Annotated in this window: 20 protein-coding genes and 1 other RNA gene; 10 read left to right on the top strand and 11 right to left on the bottom strand. The window is 59.2% G+C overall.

Annotated elements, in window-relative coordinates:
* Window positions 1-39: 39 nt before the first annotated feature.
* The 5 genes from ACR0NW_RS04070 to ACR0NW_RS04050 all read right to left on the bottom strand — a co-directional run bounded on the left by ACR0NW_RS04070 (window position 40) and on the right by ACR0NW_RS04050 (window position 5,385).
* A complete protein-coding gene (locus ACR0NW_RS04070; protein ID WP_480448733.1) occupies window positions 40-1,188 on the bottom strand; it encodes an SPFH domain-containing protein in 1,149 nt (382 codons plus the stop codon).
* 23 nt (window positions 1,189-1,211) lie between these two features.
* The gene (locus tag ACR0NW_RS04065; RefSeq protein ID WP_480449588.1) at window positions 1,212-2,090 is read right to left on the bottom strand and encodes a DUF2927 domain-containing protein; all 879 of its coding nucleotides are present in this window, start codon (window positions 2,088-2,090) and stop codon (window positions 1,212-1,214) included.
* An 88-nt stretch (window positions 2,091-2,178) separates the two neighbouring features.
* Window positions 2,179-3,369 (bottom strand): toxic anion resistance protein, encoded by a 1,191-nt coding sequence (locus tag ACR0NW_RS04060; RefSeq protein ID WP_480448734.1) that lies wholly within the window; start codon window positions 3,367-3,369, stop codon window positions 2,179-2,181.
* 29 nt (window positions 3,370-3,398) lie between these two features.
* Window positions 3,399-4,313 carry a 5-bromo-4-chloroindolyl phosphate hydrolysis family protein gene (locus ACR0NW_RS04055; RefSeq protein WP_480448735.1) on the bottom strand — a complete coding sequence of 305 codons (915 nt, stop codon included), beginning with the start codon at window positions 4,311-4,313 and terminating at the stop codon, window positions 3,399-3,401.
* A 175-nt stretch (window positions 4,314-4,488) separates the two neighbouring features.
* Window positions 4,489-5,385, bottom strand: a complete 897-nt coding sequence (locus tag ACR0NW_RS04050) for a pseudouridine synthase (protein ID WP_480791503.1) — start codon at window positions 5,383-5,385, stop codon at window positions 4,489-4,491.
* Between ACR0NW_RS04050 and ACR0NW_RS04045 the strand changes: the two genes are divergently transcribed.
* Window positions 5,366-5,821 (top strand): nucleoside deaminase, encoded by a 456-nt coding sequence (locus tag ACR0NW_RS04045; protein ID WP_480448737.1) that lies wholly within the window; start codon window positions 5,366-5,368, stop codon window positions 5,819-5,821. The two genes, ACR0NW_RS04050 and ACR0NW_RS04045, sit on opposite strands and share 20 nt — an antisense overlap.
* 43 nt (window positions 5,822-5,864) lie before the next feature.
* Here ACR0NW_RS04045 and ACR0NW_RS04040 read toward each other — a convergent pair whose 3' ends face one another.
* The gene (locus ACR0NW_RS04040) at window positions 5,865-6,842 is read right to left on the bottom strand and encodes a nuclear transport factor 2 family protein (RefSeq protein ID WP_480448738.1); all 978 of its coding nucleotides are present in this window, start codon (window positions 6,840-6,842) and stop codon (window positions 5,865-5,867) included.
* A gap of 12 nt (window positions 6,843-6,854) precedes the next feature.
* A complete protein-coding gene (locus ACR0NW_RS04035) occupies window positions 6,855-7,547 on the bottom strand; it encodes a metal-dependent hydrolase (RefSeq protein WP_480448739.1) in 693 nt (230 codons plus the stop codon).
* 55 nt (window positions 7,548-7,602) lie between these two features.
* Here ACR0NW_RS04035 and ACR0NW_RS04030 point away from each other — a divergent pair, with 55 nt between their 5' ends.
* The 6 genes from ACR0NW_RS04030 (at window position 7,603) to rnpB (ending at window position 12,049) form a co-directional block, all read left to right on the top strand.
* Window positions 7,603-8,265: a ceramidase domain-containing protein gene (locus tag ACR0NW_RS04030; protein WP_480448740.1), complete on the top strand. Its 663-nt coding sequence runs from the start codon at window positions 7,603-7,605 to the stop codon at window positions 8,263-8,265.
* A 29-nt stretch (window positions 8,266-8,294) separates the two neighbouring features.
* Window positions 8,295-8,582: an Asp-tRNA(Asn)/Glu-tRNA(Gln) amidotransferase subunit GatC gene (gene gatC, locus ACR0NW_RS04025; protein ID WP_170325838.1), complete on the top strand. Its 288-nt coding sequence runs from the start codon at window positions 8,295-8,297 to the stop codon at window positions 8,580-8,582.
* Window positions 8,583-8,585: 3 nt separating this feature from the next.
* The gene (gatA, locus tag ACR0NW_RS04020) at window positions 8,586-10,073 is read left to right on the top strand and encodes an Asp-tRNA(Asn)/Glu-tRNA(Gln) amidotransferase subunit GatA (RefSeq protein WP_480448741.1); all 1,488 of its coding nucleotides are present in this window, start codon (window positions 8,586-8,588) and stop codon (window positions 10,071-10,073) included.
* A gap of 41 nt (window positions 10,074-10,114) precedes the next feature.
* Window positions 10,115-10,849: a hypothetical protein gene (locus tag ACR0NW_RS04015; protein WP_480448743.1), complete on the top strand. Its 735-nt coding sequence runs from the start codon at window positions 10,115-10,117 to the stop codon at window positions 10,847-10,849.
* A gap of 4 nt (window positions 10,850-10,853) precedes the next feature.
* Window positions 10,854-11,519: an N-acetylmuramoyl-L-alanine amidase gene (locus ACR0NW_RS04010; RefSeq protein WP_480448744.1), complete on the top strand. Its 666-nt coding sequence runs from the start codon at window positions 10,854-10,856 to the stop codon at window positions 11,517-11,519.
* Window positions 11,520-11,645: 126 nt separating this feature from the next.
* Window positions 11,646-12,049, top strand: an RNA gene (rnpB, locus tag ACR0NW_RS04005) — RNase P RNA component class A.
* A gap of 5 nt (window positions 12,050-12,054) precedes the next feature.
* On the opposite strand, the gene ACR0NW_RS04000 is transcribed toward rnpB, so the two are convergent.
* The gene (locus tag ACR0NW_RS04000) at window positions 12,055-12,387 is read right to left on the bottom strand and encodes a GYD domain-containing protein (protein ID WP_170650895.1); all 333 of its coding nucleotides are present in this window, start codon (window positions 12,385-12,387) and stop codon (window positions 12,055-12,057) included.
* A gap of 69 nt (window positions 12,388-12,456) precedes the next feature.
* Window positions 12,457-12,600 (bottom strand): hypothetical protein, encoded by a 144-nt coding sequence (locus tag ACR0NW_RS03995; protein ID WP_480448745.1) that lies wholly within the window; start codon window positions 12,598-12,600, stop codon window positions 12,457-12,459.
* A gap of 292 nt (window positions 12,601-12,892) precedes the next feature.
* Between ACR0NW_RS03995 and rpmG the strand changes: the two genes are divergently transcribed.
* Both rpmG and ACR0NW_RS03985 read left to right on the top strand, forming a co-directional pair.
* Complete coding sequence (gene rpmG, locus ACR0NW_RS03990) at window positions 12,893-13,060, top strand: 50S ribosomal protein L33 (protein ID WP_007799108.1); 168 nt, start codon at window positions 12,893-12,895, stop codon at window positions 13,058-13,060.
* A 219-nt stretch (window positions 13,061-13,279) separates the two neighbouring features.
* Entirely contained in the window at window positions 13,280-13,792 is a 513-nt protein-coding gene (locus ACR0NW_RS03985; RefSeq protein WP_480448746.1) for a hypothetical protein, read from the top strand.
* Between the two features lie 206 nt (window positions 13,793-13,998).
* Here the strand turns inward: ACR0NW_RS03985 and ACR0NW_RS03980 are convergent, their stop codons facing one another.
* Both ACR0NW_RS03980 and ACR0NW_RS03975 read right to left on the bottom strand, forming a co-directional pair.
* Window positions 13,999-14,775 carry a Bax inhibitor-1/YccA family protein gene (locus tag ACR0NW_RS03980; protein WP_170650892.1) on the bottom strand — a complete coding sequence of 259 codons (777 nt, stop codon included), beginning with the start codon at window positions 14,773-14,775 and terminating at the stop codon, window positions 13,999-14,001.
* Window positions 14,776-14,955: 180 nt separating this feature from the next.
* Entirely contained in the window at window positions 14,956-15,165 is a 210-nt protein-coding gene (locus tag ACR0NW_RS03975) for a YjiS-like domain-containing protein (protein ID WP_170650891.1), read from the bottom strand.
* Window positions 15,166-15,290: 125 nt separating this feature from the next.
* Here ACR0NW_RS03975 and ACR0NW_RS03970 point away from each other — a divergent pair, with 125 nt between their 5' ends.
* Complete coding sequence (locus ACR0NW_RS03970) at window positions 15,291-16,172, top strand: LysR family transcriptional regulator (protein ID WP_480448748.1); 882 nt, start codon at window positions 15,291-15,293, stop codon at window positions 16,170-16,172.

Here is a 16,172-nt window from a genome sequence, read left to right as displayed (position 1 = left end):
CCTCTCCTCAATCTGATCTGGCATGGGCAATGCCCAAGGTCACGCTCCGGGCGGTGGAGGCGGCAGGATCGTGAACAGCTGCGCCAGTTCCTGAACGTCCCCGGCCTTTTTCCAGCCATCCTGACCGGCGGTCCAGACAAAGGACTCGCGCGTGATCTCACCCTCGGCCGCCATGCGACCCATTTTGGCTTTTGAGAACGGCCCGCTGGTCTGACCGTCGACCGCAATGTGCCACACATGCTCGACCGGGGGGGGAGGGGGCGGTGCCACATGCGCTGTCGGCTGCGGGGCAGCGGGCGCTGGTGCGCCCCACGGGCCGCTCGGCTGACCCGCTGCCATGTTGCTCATCTGCTGCGCCATGGCCATACCCATCCCCATGCCAAGCCCTGCGCCCATGCCGCCGCCCTGTCCGGGGTTGTTGGCGGCTGCGGTCATGGCTTCGGCAGCCGAATACTGGGTGAACTTGCCCAGATCACCGGCAAGCCCCATCGAGGTCCGCTTGTCCAGCGCCGCCTCGACAGCGGGCGGCAGCGAGATGTTTTCGATATAGAATTCCGGCATTTCCAACCCGTACCCATCCAGGACGGGCGAGACCTCGGCCGCGATCAGCTTGCCCAGATCGGCGGTATTTGCGGCCATGTCCAGAACCGGTATGCCCGACCCGGCGATGACGCGGCTGAATTCCTGTACGATGATATTTCGGATCTGAAAGCTGATCTCATCCATGGTAAATTCGCCATCGGTTCCGACGATTTCGACGAGGAACCGCGCCGGGTCTTTCACGCGGATCGTATAGGTGCCATAGGCGCGAATGCGGGTTGGCCCGAATTCGGGATCACGCAGCATGATGGGGTTCTTGGTGCCCCACTTCAGGTCGTTGAACCGGGTCGTGTTGACGAAATAGATTTCGGATTTGAACGGCGACTGGAACCCGTGATCCCAATGCTGCAGCGTCGTCATGATCGGCATGTTGTTGGTTTCGAGCATGTAGAGGCCCGGCGTGAACACATCCGCCAGTTGCCCCTCGTGCACAAAGACCGCCGATTGCCCTTCGCGCACCGTCAGCTTGGCGCCGTACTTGATTTCGTGGCCCTCACGCTCGAACCGCCAGACCATGGTGTCGCGGGTGTCATCCACCCAATGAATGACATCAATGAATTCTCCGGTCAGAAAATCGAAAATTCCCATTGGATTTCTCCTGTCTTATTGGGTCAGAGCGACTGGCCCATCAATTCACGTGCGATGATCCGGGTCACCGGCCGGGCCTGATCGGCGGTCATGCCGGGTTTGAGGCGCGGATCGTAAAGCATTGTCAGCAGTTTCTCGTCATGGCTTGTCAAAAGGGCGAATTCGTCATCGTCATTGAAGATCGAAGGACGCGCCGCGGGGCTGTCGTTTGGCAGGCCCAGACCTTGTGCGATTTCTTCATGAATGCAGCTGAGGCGCACCAGGTCTGGATGTTCTGCCCGAACCAAGGCCACCGCGCGCGCGTATTCATTGGGCGCCCCCTGGCTGGCCGAGGCAAAGACAAAGCAGTAAAAGGAACGTGGGAGTTTGTCGAACAGATCAAGCTGCGCCTGACCGATGTTCGGGATCAGCTGCCTCAGCCGGTTCTGAACGAATTCGGTGTCATCCTCGCCCGCGACGAAGATGTGAAAATTCGCATTGCGGCTGACGGTCGAAATCGGATGATCGGTCAGTTTAGCCAGACGCAGGCTGTAATTTTCGATTTTGGCCCTGTCCTCGCTGCGTGTCTCCAGCGGGACGGAGGGGCCGAATTCCGCGCTGACCCGCACGGGGCCTGTCCATCGGCTCAGCTGGCCGCTTGTCCGGCGGCTACCTGCCGATACGGCCTGTCCGGGATATTCGCTGTAAAAGGCGATGGTTTCGAAGTTGCGGACAAGGTCGCTGGCGTCATACGGCGTGTCGGGGCCGCCGCCATCTGTGCGCAGCAGGCCGCGCGTCAGCAAATCGTTCTGCACCTTTTCGTAGTAACGGGCCAGATCAACACTTGCCGCCGAGGGCTCGATGTACAAATCCTCGGTGGCAATGGCAGGCGTCGGGCGCGCTTGTGGAACGAGTGATGCCATATCGGCCGTATCGCAGTTGGCCAGCACCAACAACGACATAACTGCCGCGACATGCCGCAAATGTTTCACCGATTCCACCCGCAAGTCGTCAACCCGGAACGGCCGTTCCGGCGGTATCGCCCAGCCCGTCCTGCCGCGCCTTGGCCGAGGCCAGCGTGTCGCGCAGTTCGGCTTCCATTTTCTTCAGATCTTCTTCTGCCGCTGCGCGTTTGGCCTTGCCTTCGTCGGCGATCTGCAGGCTTTCCTGAATGGTTCCGATCAAATCCGCATTGGCCTGTTTGACCGCTTCAATGTCGAACACGCCGCGCTCCATCTCTTCGCGGATCATCTTGTTGGATTGCCGCAGGTTGGCCGCGTTCGATGTCAGCAATTCGTTCGTCAGGTCGTTGGCATCGCGTACGGCAGAGGCGGCCTCGGCACTGCGTTGGATCGTGACGGCCTGCGCCAGCTGCGTTTCCCAGAGAGGGACGGTATTGACCAGTGTCGAGTTGATCTTGGTCACCAGTGACTTGTCGTTTTCCTGCACCAGACGGATCGAGGGAAGCGATTGCATCGTAACCTGACGGGTCAGTTTCAGGTCGTGCACCCGGCGTTCCAGATCGTCGCGCGCCGCGCGTAGATCTCGCAGCTCCTGCGCTTTCATCACCTGCTCTTCTTCCGGCACGGCCTGAACCTCGGCCTCTTTTTCGGGAATATCGTGGCTGTCCAGTTCGGTCAGCTTTTCCTCGCCCGCAGCGATGTAGAGCGCCAGTTCGTCATAGAACTGGAGCGTTTTTTCATACAGCAGATCAAGCGACTTGATATCCTTGAGCAGCGTATGCTCATGCCCCAGAAGATCGTCGGTAATCCGGTCGATCTGCCCCTGCACGTCTTCGTACTGTGCCGTGAACTTGGCAAAAGGCGCAGCCTTGCCCAGTAGCTTTTCCCACCAGCTGCGCTCGCGCCGGACATCCAGCTCACTTACCGAAAACCCGCGGATCGTCGTCACGATGTTGCGCAGGCTGTCACCCGCGGGGCCCACATCCTTGTTGCGCACATCCGCCAGCATGGCCTGACTGATTTCCTGCAATTCCGCCTGCGCGGACGAGCCGAAGGACACGATCGAATTCGTGTTGTCCATGTCGATCTCATTCATGCGCTTGCGTATTTCGGCACTGACGGGATCATCCGCCTCTTCCAAAGAAATGATCTGCGACTGCGGTTCCGGTAGGGCCACTGCAGTTACTTCCTGAACCAGCGTTTCCGCTTCCACTGCCTTGTTCTTGATTTCATCAGACATGAAAATAGTCCTCGCTCAAAAATGGCCGGTCAATCCAACCGGACGCCTTCGCGTTGCAGCCGTTCGCGCAACACATCAATTTCAACAGTCAGATCACTGCGATCATCCAAAAGCATCTTGCGGGTGCGGGCCGCGAAATTCTGTTCAAGATCATCCAGCAAAGCGGTGTAATCCGCCAGAGCCTGCGCATCGCGGGTGCGCGCGTAGACGTCGGCAAACTTAACCGTCGCGTCACGGGCACCCTGCAGGTACACCGTCAGGTACTTTCGCGCACCGGCCAGATCGCGGGGGTCTTCCTCGACCGTGCGAAACAACTCGCGCGCGGTATTCTGAAACCGTTCGACGCGGGCTTCGATCCGCCGGTCACCCGCGCGTGCAATGGCATCGGACATTTCCGTCAGGCTTGCTTCGGCATCGTCTACCACGCGGGCGACGCGGTCCTGCTGAAATGTGTCAATGCCTTCCATTCCCTTGTCTTTGAGGGGGTCGATACCGAAAGAGACGGAATGAAGTACGGCCGTGACTACGCCAAAAAGAACCGGAGCCAGCAGACTGACTTGCGTAGCAGCTTCGCTGTCGAGGTATTCATTGCGATATGCCGCCAGAGCGATGCCCAATCCCGTCAGGACGCTTGCAAAAATCTTGCGGGGGATCGCCGGTCGTCTGGCTGTGCGGCGCGCCTTATAGGCGGCCTCGGCGCGTAACCCCTCGCGCAGCAGCCATGCGGCCAGGGTCAGCATACCCGCCGCGACCAGGCCCAGCGTCATGCCAATGGCGCCATCGTTCAGGGATAGAAACACCAGCGGGATCGCCGGCACGAACATGATATTGGCTCGCGCGCCAGCCGGTTCGACCCGCGCCCCGTCATATTGACCACGCTCGGGCTGATCCCCGGTTTCCGGTTTGTCATCGGGGCTGTATTTTCCGCCGTATCGCTTGGCCACGACCTACAACCCGCCCAACAAGCCGGTGCAAACACCGAACAGCAACACAAGAAGCGCTGCATAGGCAACCTTTTGCACTCCGGTCTGAGACATGGCGCCCCCCAAGCTACCGCATATATTAAGAAACTAATGTATGCCCGTGGTCGGCGCTAGGGGGAAGGTTGCGCAACCGGCGTCACTTGCGAGGTTTTTTGCCTATCGGAGGTCTGTTTCTTTGTGGTCGGGCAGGGCGCTTTGGGGCCTGGTCGGGCTTGTCATCCGTGTCCAGCCCAAGCTGGTCGCGGACGACACGACGGCGGATTTCCTCGACCTCACCGGGCTTCAGGGTACCCAGTTGGAACGGGCCATACGACACACGCAGAAGGCGGTTCACGGACAGACCGATATCTTCCATGGCGCGGCGGATCTCGCGGTTCTTGCCCTCACGCAAACCCACGGTCAGCCAGGCATTGGCCCCCTGTTGCCGATCCAGCGAGACCGTCATCGGCTGAAACTTTTCCCCGTCTATGACGAGCCCCTTCCGCAGGGGCGCGAAATCCTCGTCCTTGGGGCGGCCGTTGATCCGGACACGGTATTTGCGCAGCCAGCCGGTAGCGGGCAATTCCAGCTTGCGCTTGATGCCGCCATCGTTCGTCAGCAGCAGCAGCCCTTCGGAATTGAGGTCAAGGCGCCCGACGCTCATCACCCGGGGCATATCCTCGGGCAGGTCGTCGAAAATGGTTTTGCGCCCTTTTTCGTCGCGCGTCGTCGTCACCAGCCCGTTGGGTTTGTGATACAGCCACAGGCGTGGGGGTTCGGGTTCGGAAACCGGTTTGCCATCGACGGTGATCCTGTCTTTGGCGGTTACGTTCAGCGCGGGGCTGCTGATGGCCTTGCCATTGACGGTCACGCGGCCCGCTTCGATCATGCGTTCGGCTTCGCGGCGCGAGGCGACGCCCGCGCGGGCCAGAACTTTGGCGATCCGGTCGCCGGGAGGAGGGGTGTTGCTCATCCCGAGGCCATAGCCCATCCCGGCGGCTTGCGAAAGCCGGGATTGTGGGGCAGTCAGAGGCATGGAATTCAGATCGTACATGGAACTGGCACTGGCCGAGGCGCGCGCGGCAGCAGACCGGGGTGAAGTGCCCGTGGGTGCGGTGATCGTGTCCCCGGGTGGTCAGGTCGTGGCTGCAGCGGGAAACCGGACGCGCGAGTTGAATGATCCGACGGCCCACGCGGAAATTGTTGCGATGCGGGCTGCCTGCGCCGCAATTGGGTCTGAACGGCTGCTAGATCATGACCTGTACGTGACGCTGGAACCCTGCGCCATGTGTGCGGGTGCCCTTGCCGCTGCGCGCATCCGGCGCATCTACTACGGGGCTGCCGACCCGAAATCCGGGGGTGTCGATCACGGGGCGCGGGTGTTCAGCCATCCGCAGGCGCACCACAAGCCCGAGGTCTATGACGGCATCTCTGCTAGGGACTGCGAAGCGCTGCTCAAGACATTTTTTGAGGACCGAAGAGGCGACTGAAGCGTTGGACTTGCGACCGCCTGCGCTGGTGGCTGCGCGCGCTTTACAATGGTTTCCACTCCAGACGATAAACCGTTTGTTGCCCACCAAAGCCTTTCAGATGCACAGGTTTTGCCGGGCCGAAATGCAGACCTGCCTCGCTCCCTGCCAAAAGCCGGGTTACGTCCGAGACATGAATTTCGTTCGGACCGCTCAGGCCGGTTATGCGCGCGGCCTTGTTTACGACAGTCCCAAAGAAATCTTCTTCCCTTTGAATGACATCCCCTGTGTGGATACCGATCCGTAGCCCTAGCGAAGTGTCTGACGCGGATGCCGCGTTTTTCCGTTGCAGGGATATCGCGGCCTGTATGGCGTCATGGACAGTCTGAAAAATCGACATGGTTCCGTCGCCAAGAGATTTGACCAGCCGCCCGCGATGTTCGGCAATCGCATCTTCGGTCAGTTTCAGATGATGAAGGATCGTATCGGTCCAGTCACTGTCACCCAGTTGCTGGGTGATTTTGGATGAATCGGCGATGTCGGTGAACATAACCGACGCCGTGCCTTCGCGCTGATCCTGTACAAAGCCATCCCGCGCCGCTGCCACAAGTGCGTTAAGGGCCTCATGCTCGGCACCCATCTTTTCCAGATTGGGCGTCGGGTTCGACACGTGCACCTGTATGATTCTCCAGACACCTTCCTCCAGATGCAGAACGAAGGTGAACCGATGCGGGGACGCTTTGCCGTTGGCCGAGAAAGTGATGGTTGCATGACAATGCGCCCAGCCGATGTCGCCGCATTCAAAGGCTTCCAGGCTGTGCTCCTGCCAGTCAAAATCCGGAATTTCCGCGACATGATCGGCAAAACCTTTGCGGAACAACTGACCTGACCATGATTCGTCATCGGCAGACCCCTGATATCGCAGGTGCTCTGATCGTGAGAGCATGTTTGCCAACACGGCGCCGTCTCCGTCCTGAATCGCCTGATTCCATCGGCGCATCACCGCAATGAGCTCGGGCGAGGGCAGAACGGCGTTCGGCATGTCGCGGATGCCTCAGATCTCTATCGGCTGCATGATCTCGGGCTCGATCACGTTTACATCGGGCAGCCCGTCGATCAGCTCTTGCGCCGACTGCGCGAGAATCGGGAAGGTTTTGTAGTGGCAGGGAATGACGGTCTTGAAGTCGAAGTACCGCTTTGCCGCGTAGGCCGTCCCTTTCATGTCCATGGTGAAATGACCGCCGGCAGACAGAATGCCGACATCCGGTTTGTAGTAGTCGCCCATCCACTCCATGTCGGCCATGATATCGGTATCGCCGGAAACATAGAGCATGTGTCCCTCGGCCGCGATCATGAAGCCGACCTCGGTCCCGCCGGTGCGCAGCCCGTCGGGCGTTGAAAAGGTGGAACTGTGCGATGCGGGAACCATCGAAACCTTGATCCCGTTCAGATCGACCGTGCCGCCCTTGTTGAAACCTACGGTCTCGACCCCTTCGGTTTCGCCCCAGAACCCCATCAGGTCGTACTGACCCACAACAGGGATATTCAGCTTTTTGGCCAGCGGCAGCACGTCCACCACGTGATCGAAATGAGTATGGGTCAGAAGAATATGAGTGGCCCCGGCAACCGCTGCTTCATGCTGATCCTCGGGCAAAGCCGGGTTTCCGGTTAGCCACGGATCAATCAGCAGAACCTGCCCGTCGGCCTCAATTCGAAAGCTGCCATGGCCCAGCCAGATGATATTCATGAAAATCCTCCATTTATCTGTTGGATGCAGCCTAGCATTCGTTATGTAAAAATCCATGGACTGGATGCAGGAAATCGATGGCTATTGCGAGCGGCTGAACCCCGGCTATTGGGCCGAGCCGGTGAACGCGGTTACAAATGCGGCGTTTCTGATCGCTGCCTTCGTCATGTGGCGACGGGTTCGGGGGCAAAACATACCTTTGGCCACGGCGCTGGTCGCAATTCTGGCAGTGATCGGGATCGGCAGCTACCTGTTTCACACTCATGCACAGGTCTGGGCCGCAGTGGCCGATACCACGCCGATACTGCTGTTCATTCTGGTCTATATCTATGCGGTGAACCGGGATGTCTGGAAATTGGGTATTTGGCAGGCGCTGGGCTTGACGGCGTTGTTTTTTCCTTACGCTGCGCTCACCGTGCCGATATTTCAGCTGGTGCCGGGGCTGGGCGGGTCGGCAGGTTATGCCCCGGTACCTTTGCTGATCCTGATCTATGCCGTTTTGCTGCGAAACAGGGTGCCGGAAACTGCGCGCGGGCTTGCAATCGGGGCCGGAATCCTGATCGCCTCCATCACCTTTCGCGCGCTGGACGAACCGGTTTGCGTCCACTGGCCAATGGGCACGCATTTCCTATGGCACATCCTGAATGCCATCATGCTTGGCTGGATGATCGAGGTTTACCGCCGTCACAGACTTGCGACCCGCCCGACAGAGGGGTAAACGCCCCCTAACGCATATGAGGTTTTCCGATGTCGATTGACCAAAGCACCGCCGCCAAGGTGGCCAAACTGGCCCGGATCAAGGTCGAGGATGACGCGCTGCCGGCGCTGGCATCCGAGTTCAACACCATCCTTGGGTTCATCGAGCAACTGAACGAAGTGGATGTCGAAGGTGTCGAGCCGATGGTCTCGGTCGAGCCGATGCGCCTGAAACGCCGCGAGGATGTGGTCACCGACGGCAATCAGCAGGACAAGGTTCTGGCCAATGCCCCTGACGCGCGCGAAGGGTTCTTCGCTGTTCCCAAAGTTGTGGAGTAAGACATGAGCGATCTGAACAAACTGGGCCTGGCCGAGGCCCGCGACGCGCTGCGCAAAGGTGACGTGACCTCGGTCGAGCTGACCGAATCCTGCCTCAAGGCCATCGACGATGCCGATGCGCTGAATGCCTTTGTCCACAAGACGCCTGAGATCGCGCTGGAACGCGCCAAGGCTGCGGATGAGCGGATCAAGGGCGGCGACGCGCCGTCGATGTGCGGCTTGCCGATCGGTATCAAGGATCTGTTCTGCACCAAGGGTGTGCCCTCGCAGGCGGCCTCGAAGATCTTGGAAGGGTTTAAGCCCGAATACGAATCCACCGTGTCGCAGCAACTGGCCGATGCGGGTGCCGTAATGCTGGGCAAGCTGAACATGGACGAATTCGCCATGGGGAGCAGCAACGAAACGTCTGTTTACGGCAATGCGGTCAGCCCGTGGCGGCGCGGCAATGACGACGCTCAGCTGACGCCGGGTGGCTCGTCGGGTGGTTCGGCCGCTGCTGTGTCAGCCGATCTGTGCCTTGCTGCGACCGGCACCGATACCGGTGGTTCGATCCGCCAGCCTGCCGCATTCACCGGCATCACCGGCATCAAGCCGACCTATGGCCGTTGTTCGCGCTGGGGCATTGTTGCCTTCGCATCCTCTCTGGATCAGGCCGGTCCGATGACCAAGAACGTGCGCGACGCGGCAATCATGCTGGAGACGATGTGCGGACATGACCCGAAGGATTCGACCAGCACTGAACTTGCGGTGCCGAATTTCGAGGCGATGCTGACCGGCGACATCAAGGGCAAGAAAATCGGTATCCCCAAGGAATACCGCATGGACGGAATGCCCGCCGAGATCGAAAAGCTGTGGTCCGAAGGGGCAGAGATGCTGAAAGCTGCCGGTGCCGAGATTGTCGATATCTCGCTGCCGCACACCAAGTACGCGCTGCCAGCTTATTACGTAATCGCTCCGGCCGAGGCGTCCTCGAACCTCGCTCGCTATGACGGTGTGCGCTATGGCCGCCGCGCGCAGCTGGCGCAGGGCGATGGCATCACCGAGATGTACGAAAAGACCCGCGCCGAAGGTTTTGGCCATGAAGTGCAGCGCCGTGTCATGGTCGGCACATATGTTCTGTCGGCCGGCTTTTACGATGCCTACTACAACCGCGCACGCCGCGTCCGGACCCTGATCAAAAAGGACTTCGAGGACGTGTTCGCCGCAGGTGTCGATGCAATCCTGACCCCGGCAACTCCGTCTGCTGCGTTTGGACTGGGCGAAATGACCGAGGCCGACCCGGTGCAGATGTATCTGAACGACGTCTTTACCGTGACCGTGAACCTTGCCGGTTTGCCGGGCATTTCGGTACCTGCCGGGCTGGATAAGCAGGGGCTGCCGCTGGGTCTGCAACTGATTGGTCGGCCTTGGGACGAAGGCGATCTGCTCAATACCGCCTACGCACTGGAAAGTGCAGCCGGGTTTGTGGCCAAGCCGGGCAAATGGTGGTAAGCCTTCGGGCAGGCAAGAACAACAAGCGGGGAGCAGCCATTATGCGCGCAGTGCTTCTGATTCCAGCCGTAGCTTTTGTGGCGGCGTGCGAAACCGTGACGCCTGTTTCGGGTGTCGGTTTCAACACGCCGGAATATCAGGCACAACGCGAGGCCGAACTGGCCGGGCAGGGCGTTGGCGGCAACCCGCTGGTTCCACCCGCGGCGATTTCCGAAGAGCCGTTGTCACCTTCAGGTTTTGATACAACTCTCCCGACCGGAGACCAGAGCAACGCTGACGATATCGCCAGCCAAACCGCGGCGGCGCTGGCCAGCACGTCGACACAGGGCTCGTCGATACAGAGTACATCGTCGGTATCGACCCCAACTCCGGTGATCAATAGTTCGGGTATTTCGGACGAGCAGGACTTTGAGGCTGTGTCCGGTCGACGCAGCATCGAATCCGACGCAGCGCGGTTGGAGCAGAACAGCCAGACCTACGAGGTTGTGACGCCCACTGCCATTCCCGAGCGTAGCGCAGGCGGCGAGACGAATATCGTTCAATATGCCCTCAGCACCTCGAACCCGGTGGGGACGCAGTTGTACAGCCGCGCAGGCTTTAACCTGCAGGCCAAGGCGCAGCGCAATTGCGCACGCTATCCATCTCCGGATCAAGCCCAGATGGAATTTCTGGAAAATGGAGGCCCTCAGCGGGACCGCAAGGGGTTGGACCCCGATGGTGACGGGTATGCCTGCAGTTGGGATCCAAGCCCCTTCCGGCGCGCTGTCAGCAACTGAGATCATGCAGCCTGATTGGCGGCCTTCTCCTAACTTCGGCACACGTCGGGATGGGTTGACGCCGTCGCTGATCGTTCTTCACTACACGGCGATGGACAGCGCGCAATCAGCGCTGGATCGTTTGTGCGATCCTGCAGCGGAAGTATCCGCGCATTATCTGATTGGTTGCGATGGTCACCTTTGGCAGATGGTGGATGAATCGGATCGCGCCTGGCATGCGGGTGCCGGAAGCTGGCATGGAAGAAACGACATTAACTCGCGCTCGATCGGTATTGAGCTGGACAATCGCGGTACCCATCCATTTGCCGAGCCTCAGGTGGCGGTGCTGGAACGGCTGCTGCCACAGATCATGAAACGCTGGAGCATTCCACCCGAAGGGGTTATCGGCCATTCCGACATGGCGCCGGGGCGCAAGTTCGATCCCGGCCCGCGCTTCGACTGGGCGCGGCTGGCACGGCAGGGGTTGGCGGCTCAGAGCGGTCAGGATGCCGGGCCGACTAATCCGAATCCCGAACTTTTCCGGAAAGTCGCGGGCAGGGCAGGATATTCAACTACGGCAGATGACGACACGTTGCTCCGCGCCGTCCGCCTTCGCTTTCGCCCTTGGGCAACCGGTCCACTTACCCCTGAGGATTTCACTCCTCTGCGCTCTGACGCCCTGACGACCTGACCGCTTCCACGGCTTCCTCCTGCTCCAAATATGCCGGGGTGAATTGGCCGCAGGCCAAGAGGGGCAGCGCCCCTCGCTGCGTCCCGGCTTGACGCCGCGGTGCCCGCCGCATAACTGCACCCTTGCGCGGAGGGCCGGATGACCGCTGGGGCGCAAGCCCGAGAGGAAAGTCCGGACTCCACAAGGCAATGGTGCCGGGTAACGCCCGGGCGGGGTAACCCGACGGAAAGCGCCACAGAAAACAGACCGCTCCGGATCTGATCCGGAGTAAGGGTGAAACGGTGGGGTAAGAGCCCACCGCGCCGCTGGCAACAGTGGCGGCACGGCAAGCCCCACCGGGAGCAATGCCGAATAGGGTCCCCGCGCGGGGCTGGTCCGGGGCGCAAGCCCTGGAAACCGCCGCTAGGCACGCCTTGGCCGAGAGGGACCGGGTTGGCAGCTCGAGCCGTGCAGCAATGCACGGCCTAGAGGAATGGTCATCGAAGGGGGAAACCCCGGAACAAGATCCGGCTTACAGGCCCTCCGCGCGTATTTCTCAACCTCCTGGCGGAGTGTAGGCACCCGTCAGTTCGGCGGCCTTTTTCGTGATCGCAACGAAATCGTCAGCTGTCCACGCGCGTACTGTTTCCACTTTGTCTACCGCACCCGAGGCCCCAACGGCCATGCCAATTGCAACTGCGTCGGTGCCATCTGGTGCTTCGCTGATGACGACCACATCGTTTGACCCGGTTGTCATGTAGAATGCCAGAAGTTTCCCGCCAACCTTGTCCAACAGTGCCTGAACCGGCCCCGTACGATTCTCGGGTTTTTTCAGCATCCCGCGAATACCGGTTTGCGAATAAGAAGCGTAAGTAATGAAAATCGGCATTTCTATCTCCCAATTTCAGATTGATGCGGGGCCACGAAACTGACCGGCCCCAAGGCCTTGCGGGTTCTGTCAGTTGGAAAAGAGGATTGGGTTGGTGATCAGCCAGACAGGGACGGCCATTAGCGCGGCACCCGCCAACAGGGCAAATCCCGCCGTTGGCGCGACCAACGTTACAGATGGTCGGTTTTTCGCCCTTTCATCCTGATCTGTCATGAAAACCCCCAATCAAGTCACATGAAACAACCCTGCTGCCAGAGTTTCCTGCCATGTTGTTGTGCCTCGGTCGTCGAGCCCGAATTCAGCTTCTTGGGATGTGATCTGCCGGTACCGTATCACGAATCCGTGATCAAACAAAATGCGCCCATCGGGCGTGGGCGGGCCGACGGCGGAATTTGTGCAGATTCCGGGCCGATTCCGGTTGACTCGTACGGCAGTACGGGTACAAGCGCACGCTCATAAGGATTCAACCGAAAGGCCCCTGCCTTTCCGGACGCAGGAGATAACCATGGCGAAGCCGACGACAATCAAGATCCGTCTGAACTCGACCGCGGGCACGGGCCACTTCTACGTGACCAAGAAAAACGCTCGCACCATGACCGAGAAAATGACCGTTCGTAAATACGACCCGGTCGTGCGCAAGCATGTCGAATACAAAGAAGGCAAGATCAAGTAATCTGTCTTCTGACTGGAAGTTGCACGAAAGGGCTCTGTCAAGGCAGAGCCCTTTTTTGTCGTTCATGTGCTGCTGTTTAAGGCGGGCCGCAGTGAAGGGCAGGTTGGTTCGCCGTTGCAGCCGCGCATCAGGATTTCGGCTAATCGACATTGCTATGGCTTGCAAACAAGCTGCGCATACCATTACGCTTCAGCAACCCGCCACAATATGTTGACCGTCATGAAAAAAATCTTGTTGCCCGCAATCGCTTTCCTGACCCTCGCGGCCTGTGAAGATCCATGGAACCGGGAAGGTGTCGGATTTACCGGAATCGACGGAGAGCCCAGAACAACTGCTGACGTGCCGGGCACAGTGGCGTTTCAGCCACCGCTGACGAATGTACCGGCCGAGTTGGCGGCACTTCCGCCGGTCCGGGTGGCGTCTGAAGATACGTCTCTTGAAAAGATGGCCGGCGTGGCGATCGAAAACGGGGGGCGGACGACGAACAACGCCGTTGTCGTCGAGGGTGCGGATCGCAATCTGATGCTGAGTACCGTCAAAGTGAACAATACGCTGTTTGCTGTACTTCGCGAGCCTTCGAACAGTTCCGCGCGAATGGACAACTCGGTGGGCGCGTCCTTTGTCAGCCGGATTGAGCGTCTCACGGGCTGCCTGGCAGCCGGTGGTACGGCCTACGGAAAAGGGTCGCGCAGGTCCAGCACAGGCTTTGCGGTCCCGCTGAACTGTAGCTGACGCCGTTCAATTGATTTCCAGATGCGAAGGACCCCTGGCATTTGCGGGGGTCTTTTTCATTTCGCGGACTGATTCTGGTTTCGTTTGGATCGCGACAGAGCAACCTAAAATGCTTTGAGGATAGCGACGTTCATACGTCCATAGGCCAAATGAAAAAGGCGGGCCAAAGATGACCCGCCTTTGCGTTTTCCGTATCAGGTTTCGCGTTATTCGCGATTGCCCAGCAGTTGCAGCAGGAACATGAACATGTTGATGAAATCCAGATAGAGGCTCAACGCGCCCATGATTGCAGCTTTACCCAGCCACTCCTGATCACCCGAGTGGGCCATCTGAAGGTAGGTGTTTTTGATATTCTGGGTGTCGTATGCCGTCAGACCAGCGAAGATCAGAACGCCGATGACCGAGATTGCGAAGGCAACCGCCGACGAGGCCAGAAAGATGTTCACAACCATCGCCACGATCAGGCCGATCACGCCCATGATCAGGAACGTGCCCATACCGGACAGGTCTTTCTTGGTCGTGTAGCCATACAGCGACAAACCTGCGAAGGCGATCGAGGTAATCAGGAATACCTGAATGATGGACTGGCCGGTGAAGGCGATGAAAATCCAGCTGATCGACAGGCCCATGACTGCTGCGAAGCTGTAGAAAACCAACTGCGCGGCGGCTGCGGACATGCGGTTGATCGCGGCGCTAAAGCCGAAGACAAACGCCAGCGGTGCGAACATGATGACCCATTTCAACGGCGAGACATAGATCGCATGACCCGTTGCCGTCAGATAGGTGTTCGCGTTCAGCTGTGCCACAGCGGCATTCGGGTCAGTCGTGATCGACAACCCTGAAATTGCCCAAGCGGCAAGGAACGTGATCAACATGCCCACGGACATAGTGCCGTAGACTTTGTTCATATGGGCGCGCAGGCCCTCGTCAATCTCGGCGGCGCGCGCACCAGTCGCCGTCCGGATCGTATCGAATTGTGCCATAAGGGTCTCCCTTGATGTATTCTGTCGTGTTCCCGCGAAAACGGGAAAAGCTCTCAGCAAATATCGGAGAGAGTCGCGTATGTTTCAAGGGTTTTACGTCTAAAACACGGTATTTCACTCAACAAAAACAGCGGCTCGCTGTAACGAGCCGCTGATTGGCATTTCGGAACGGAAAATCGGTTACTTACGCCATGTCTCGGGGGCATCCCAGAAGGGGCGGGCGGCCTCGGTTTCGGCCTCGGACCGTGAGATTCCGATATCATTCAGGGCGTGGCAATCCAGTTTTGCAAGAGACTGCCGCTGACGGATCAGATCAAAGGCGCGCTTCACCAGGTTTGGTCTCGACGCCCGGGCCGGGCAGTGCGAATTCGAAATTGCGGCGTGTGACATGGGATCGTCCTTTCTGTTTCCTTGATGAATTTTACCAATTGGATCATGTTCCTTGATTTATATGGACGATCATGACACATTATGGAAATGAATGTTTTTGAACCATCCCATAAGGAATCGTGAAGTTGAGAAACCTGGACATAACCATCTTGCGATCGTTTGTGGCCGTAGCGGATCATGGTGGAGTAACGCGGGCCGCAGGGTTCCTGCACCTCACGCAGTCTGCCGTTTCAATGCAGCTCAAGCGTCTGGAAGAACTGCTGGGTCTTGAGTTGTTGGACCGCAGCGGCCGAACCATTGCGCTAACCGCGTCGGGCGAACAGTTGCTGGCCTATGCCCGGCGGATGGTTGCCCTGAACGACGAAGTGATCGGTCGCCTGACGGATCAGGCGTTTGAGGGCGAAGTTGTTCTGGGCGTGCCGCACGACATCGTTTATCCGGCAATCCCCAGGGTTCTGCAGCGGTTCAACGCCGATTTTCCGCGCGTAAAAGTACAGCTGGTGTCTTCGTACACGGTGCAACTCAAGGAGATGTTCCGGCGCGGGGAATGTGACCTGATCCTGACGACCGAAGCTACCATGGGCGAAGGAGCCGAGATTGTTGCGGAGCTTCCCTTGCGCTGGATCGGTGCGCAGGGCGGATCAGCCTGGCGAAAGCGACCTGTACGGCTGGCCCTGGGACGCCGTTGCATGTTCCGCCCGCAGGTGATCGGTGCACTGGATGCGGCGGGCGTCCCGTGGGAACTGGCGGTTGAGACCGAAAATGACCGGACGATCGAGGCAACGGTAAGTGCCGATCTGGCAGTTCATGCCATGCTGGACGGTACCGAGGCAGCGCATCTGGAACAGATCGAATCGAATGGAGCTTTGCCGGATCTGCCCGCGCATCTGATCAATCTGTACGGTGGTGAGACAGGGCGGGGCGCGATAGTCGAAGCGTTGGCCGCTCTGGTCCGCCAGAACTTCAGCATGCTGGGCGGAACGCAACTCAGGGCAGTCGTGGGTTAA

Source organism: Ruegeria sp. CF5 (assembly GCF_056537325.1).
Note: the sequence above shows the minus strand (reverse complement) of the source record. Positions and strands in the feature narration are given on the sequence as shown.

Coding starts and splice junctions, on each gene's coding strand:
- ACR0NW_RS04070 (WP_480448733.1), bottom strand. CDS start 1,188: ATGGGAATTTTCGATTTTCTGACCGGAGAATTCATTGATGTCATTCAT.
- ACR0NW_RS04065 (WP_480449588.1), bottom strand. CDS start 2,090: ATGGCATCACTCGTTCCACAAGCGCGCCCGACGCCTGCCATTGCCACC.
- ACR0NW_RS04060 (WP_480448734.1), bottom strand. CDS start 3,369: ATGTCTGATGAAATCAAGAACAAGGCAGTGGAAGCGGAAACGCTGGTT.
- ACR0NW_RS04045 (WP_480448737.1), top strand. CDS start 5,366: ATGGAATTCAGATCGTACATGGAACTGGCACTGGCCGAGGCGCGCGCG.
- ACR0NW_RS04050 (WP_480791503.1), bottom strand. CDS start 5,385: ATGTACGATCTGAATTCCATGCCTCTGACTGCCCCACAATCCCGGCTT.
- ACR0NW_RS04040 (WP_480448738.1), bottom strand. CDS start 6,842: ATGCCGAACGCCGTTCTGCCCTCGCCCGAGCTCATTGCGGTGATGCGC.
- ACR0NW_RS04035 (WP_480448739.1), bottom strand. CDS start 7,547: ATGAATATCATCTGGCTGGGCCATGGCAGCTTTCGAATTGAGGCCGAC.
- ACR0NW_RS04030 (WP_480448740.1), top strand. CDS start 7,603: ATGGACTGGATGCAGGAAATCGATGGCTATTGCGAGCGGCTGAACCCC.
- gatC (WP_170325838.1), top strand. CDS start 8,295: ATGTCGATTGACCAAAGCACCGCCGCCAAGGTGGCCAAACTGGCCCGG.
- gatA (WP_480448741.1), top strand. CDS start 8,586: ATGAGCGATCTGAACAAACTGGGCCTGGCCGAGGCCCGCGACGCGCTG.
- ACR0NW_RS04015 (WP_480448743.1), top strand. CDS start 10,115: ATGCGCGCAGTGCTTCTGATTCCAGCCGTAGCTTTTGTGGCGGCGTGC.
- ACR0NW_RS04010 (WP_480448744.1), top strand. CDS start 10,854: ATGCAGCCTGATTGGCGGCCTTCTCCTAACTTCGGCACACGTCGGGAT.
- ACR0NW_RS04000 (WP_170650895.1), bottom strand. CDS start 12,387: ATGCCGATTTTCATTACTTACGCTTCTTATTCGCAAACCGGTATTCGC.
- ACR0NW_RS03995 (WP_480448745.1), bottom strand. CDS start 12,600: ATGACAGATCAGGATGAAAGGGCGAAAAACCGACCATCTGTAACGTTG.
- rpmG (WP_007799108.1), top strand. CDS start 12,893: ATGGCGAAGCCGACGACAATCAAGATCCGTCTGAACTCGACCGCGGGC.
- ACR0NW_RS03985 (WP_480448746.1), top strand. CDS start 13,280: ATGAAAAAAATCTTGTTGCCCGCAATCGCTTTCCTGACCCTCGCGGCC.
- ACR0NW_RS03980 (WP_170650892.1), bottom strand. CDS start 14,775: ATGGCACAATTCGATACGATCCGGACGGCGACTGGTGCGCGCGCCGCC.
- ACR0NW_RS03975 (WP_170650891.1), bottom strand. CDS start 15,165: ATGTCACACGCCGCAATTTCGAATTCGCACTGCCCGGCCCGGGCGTCG.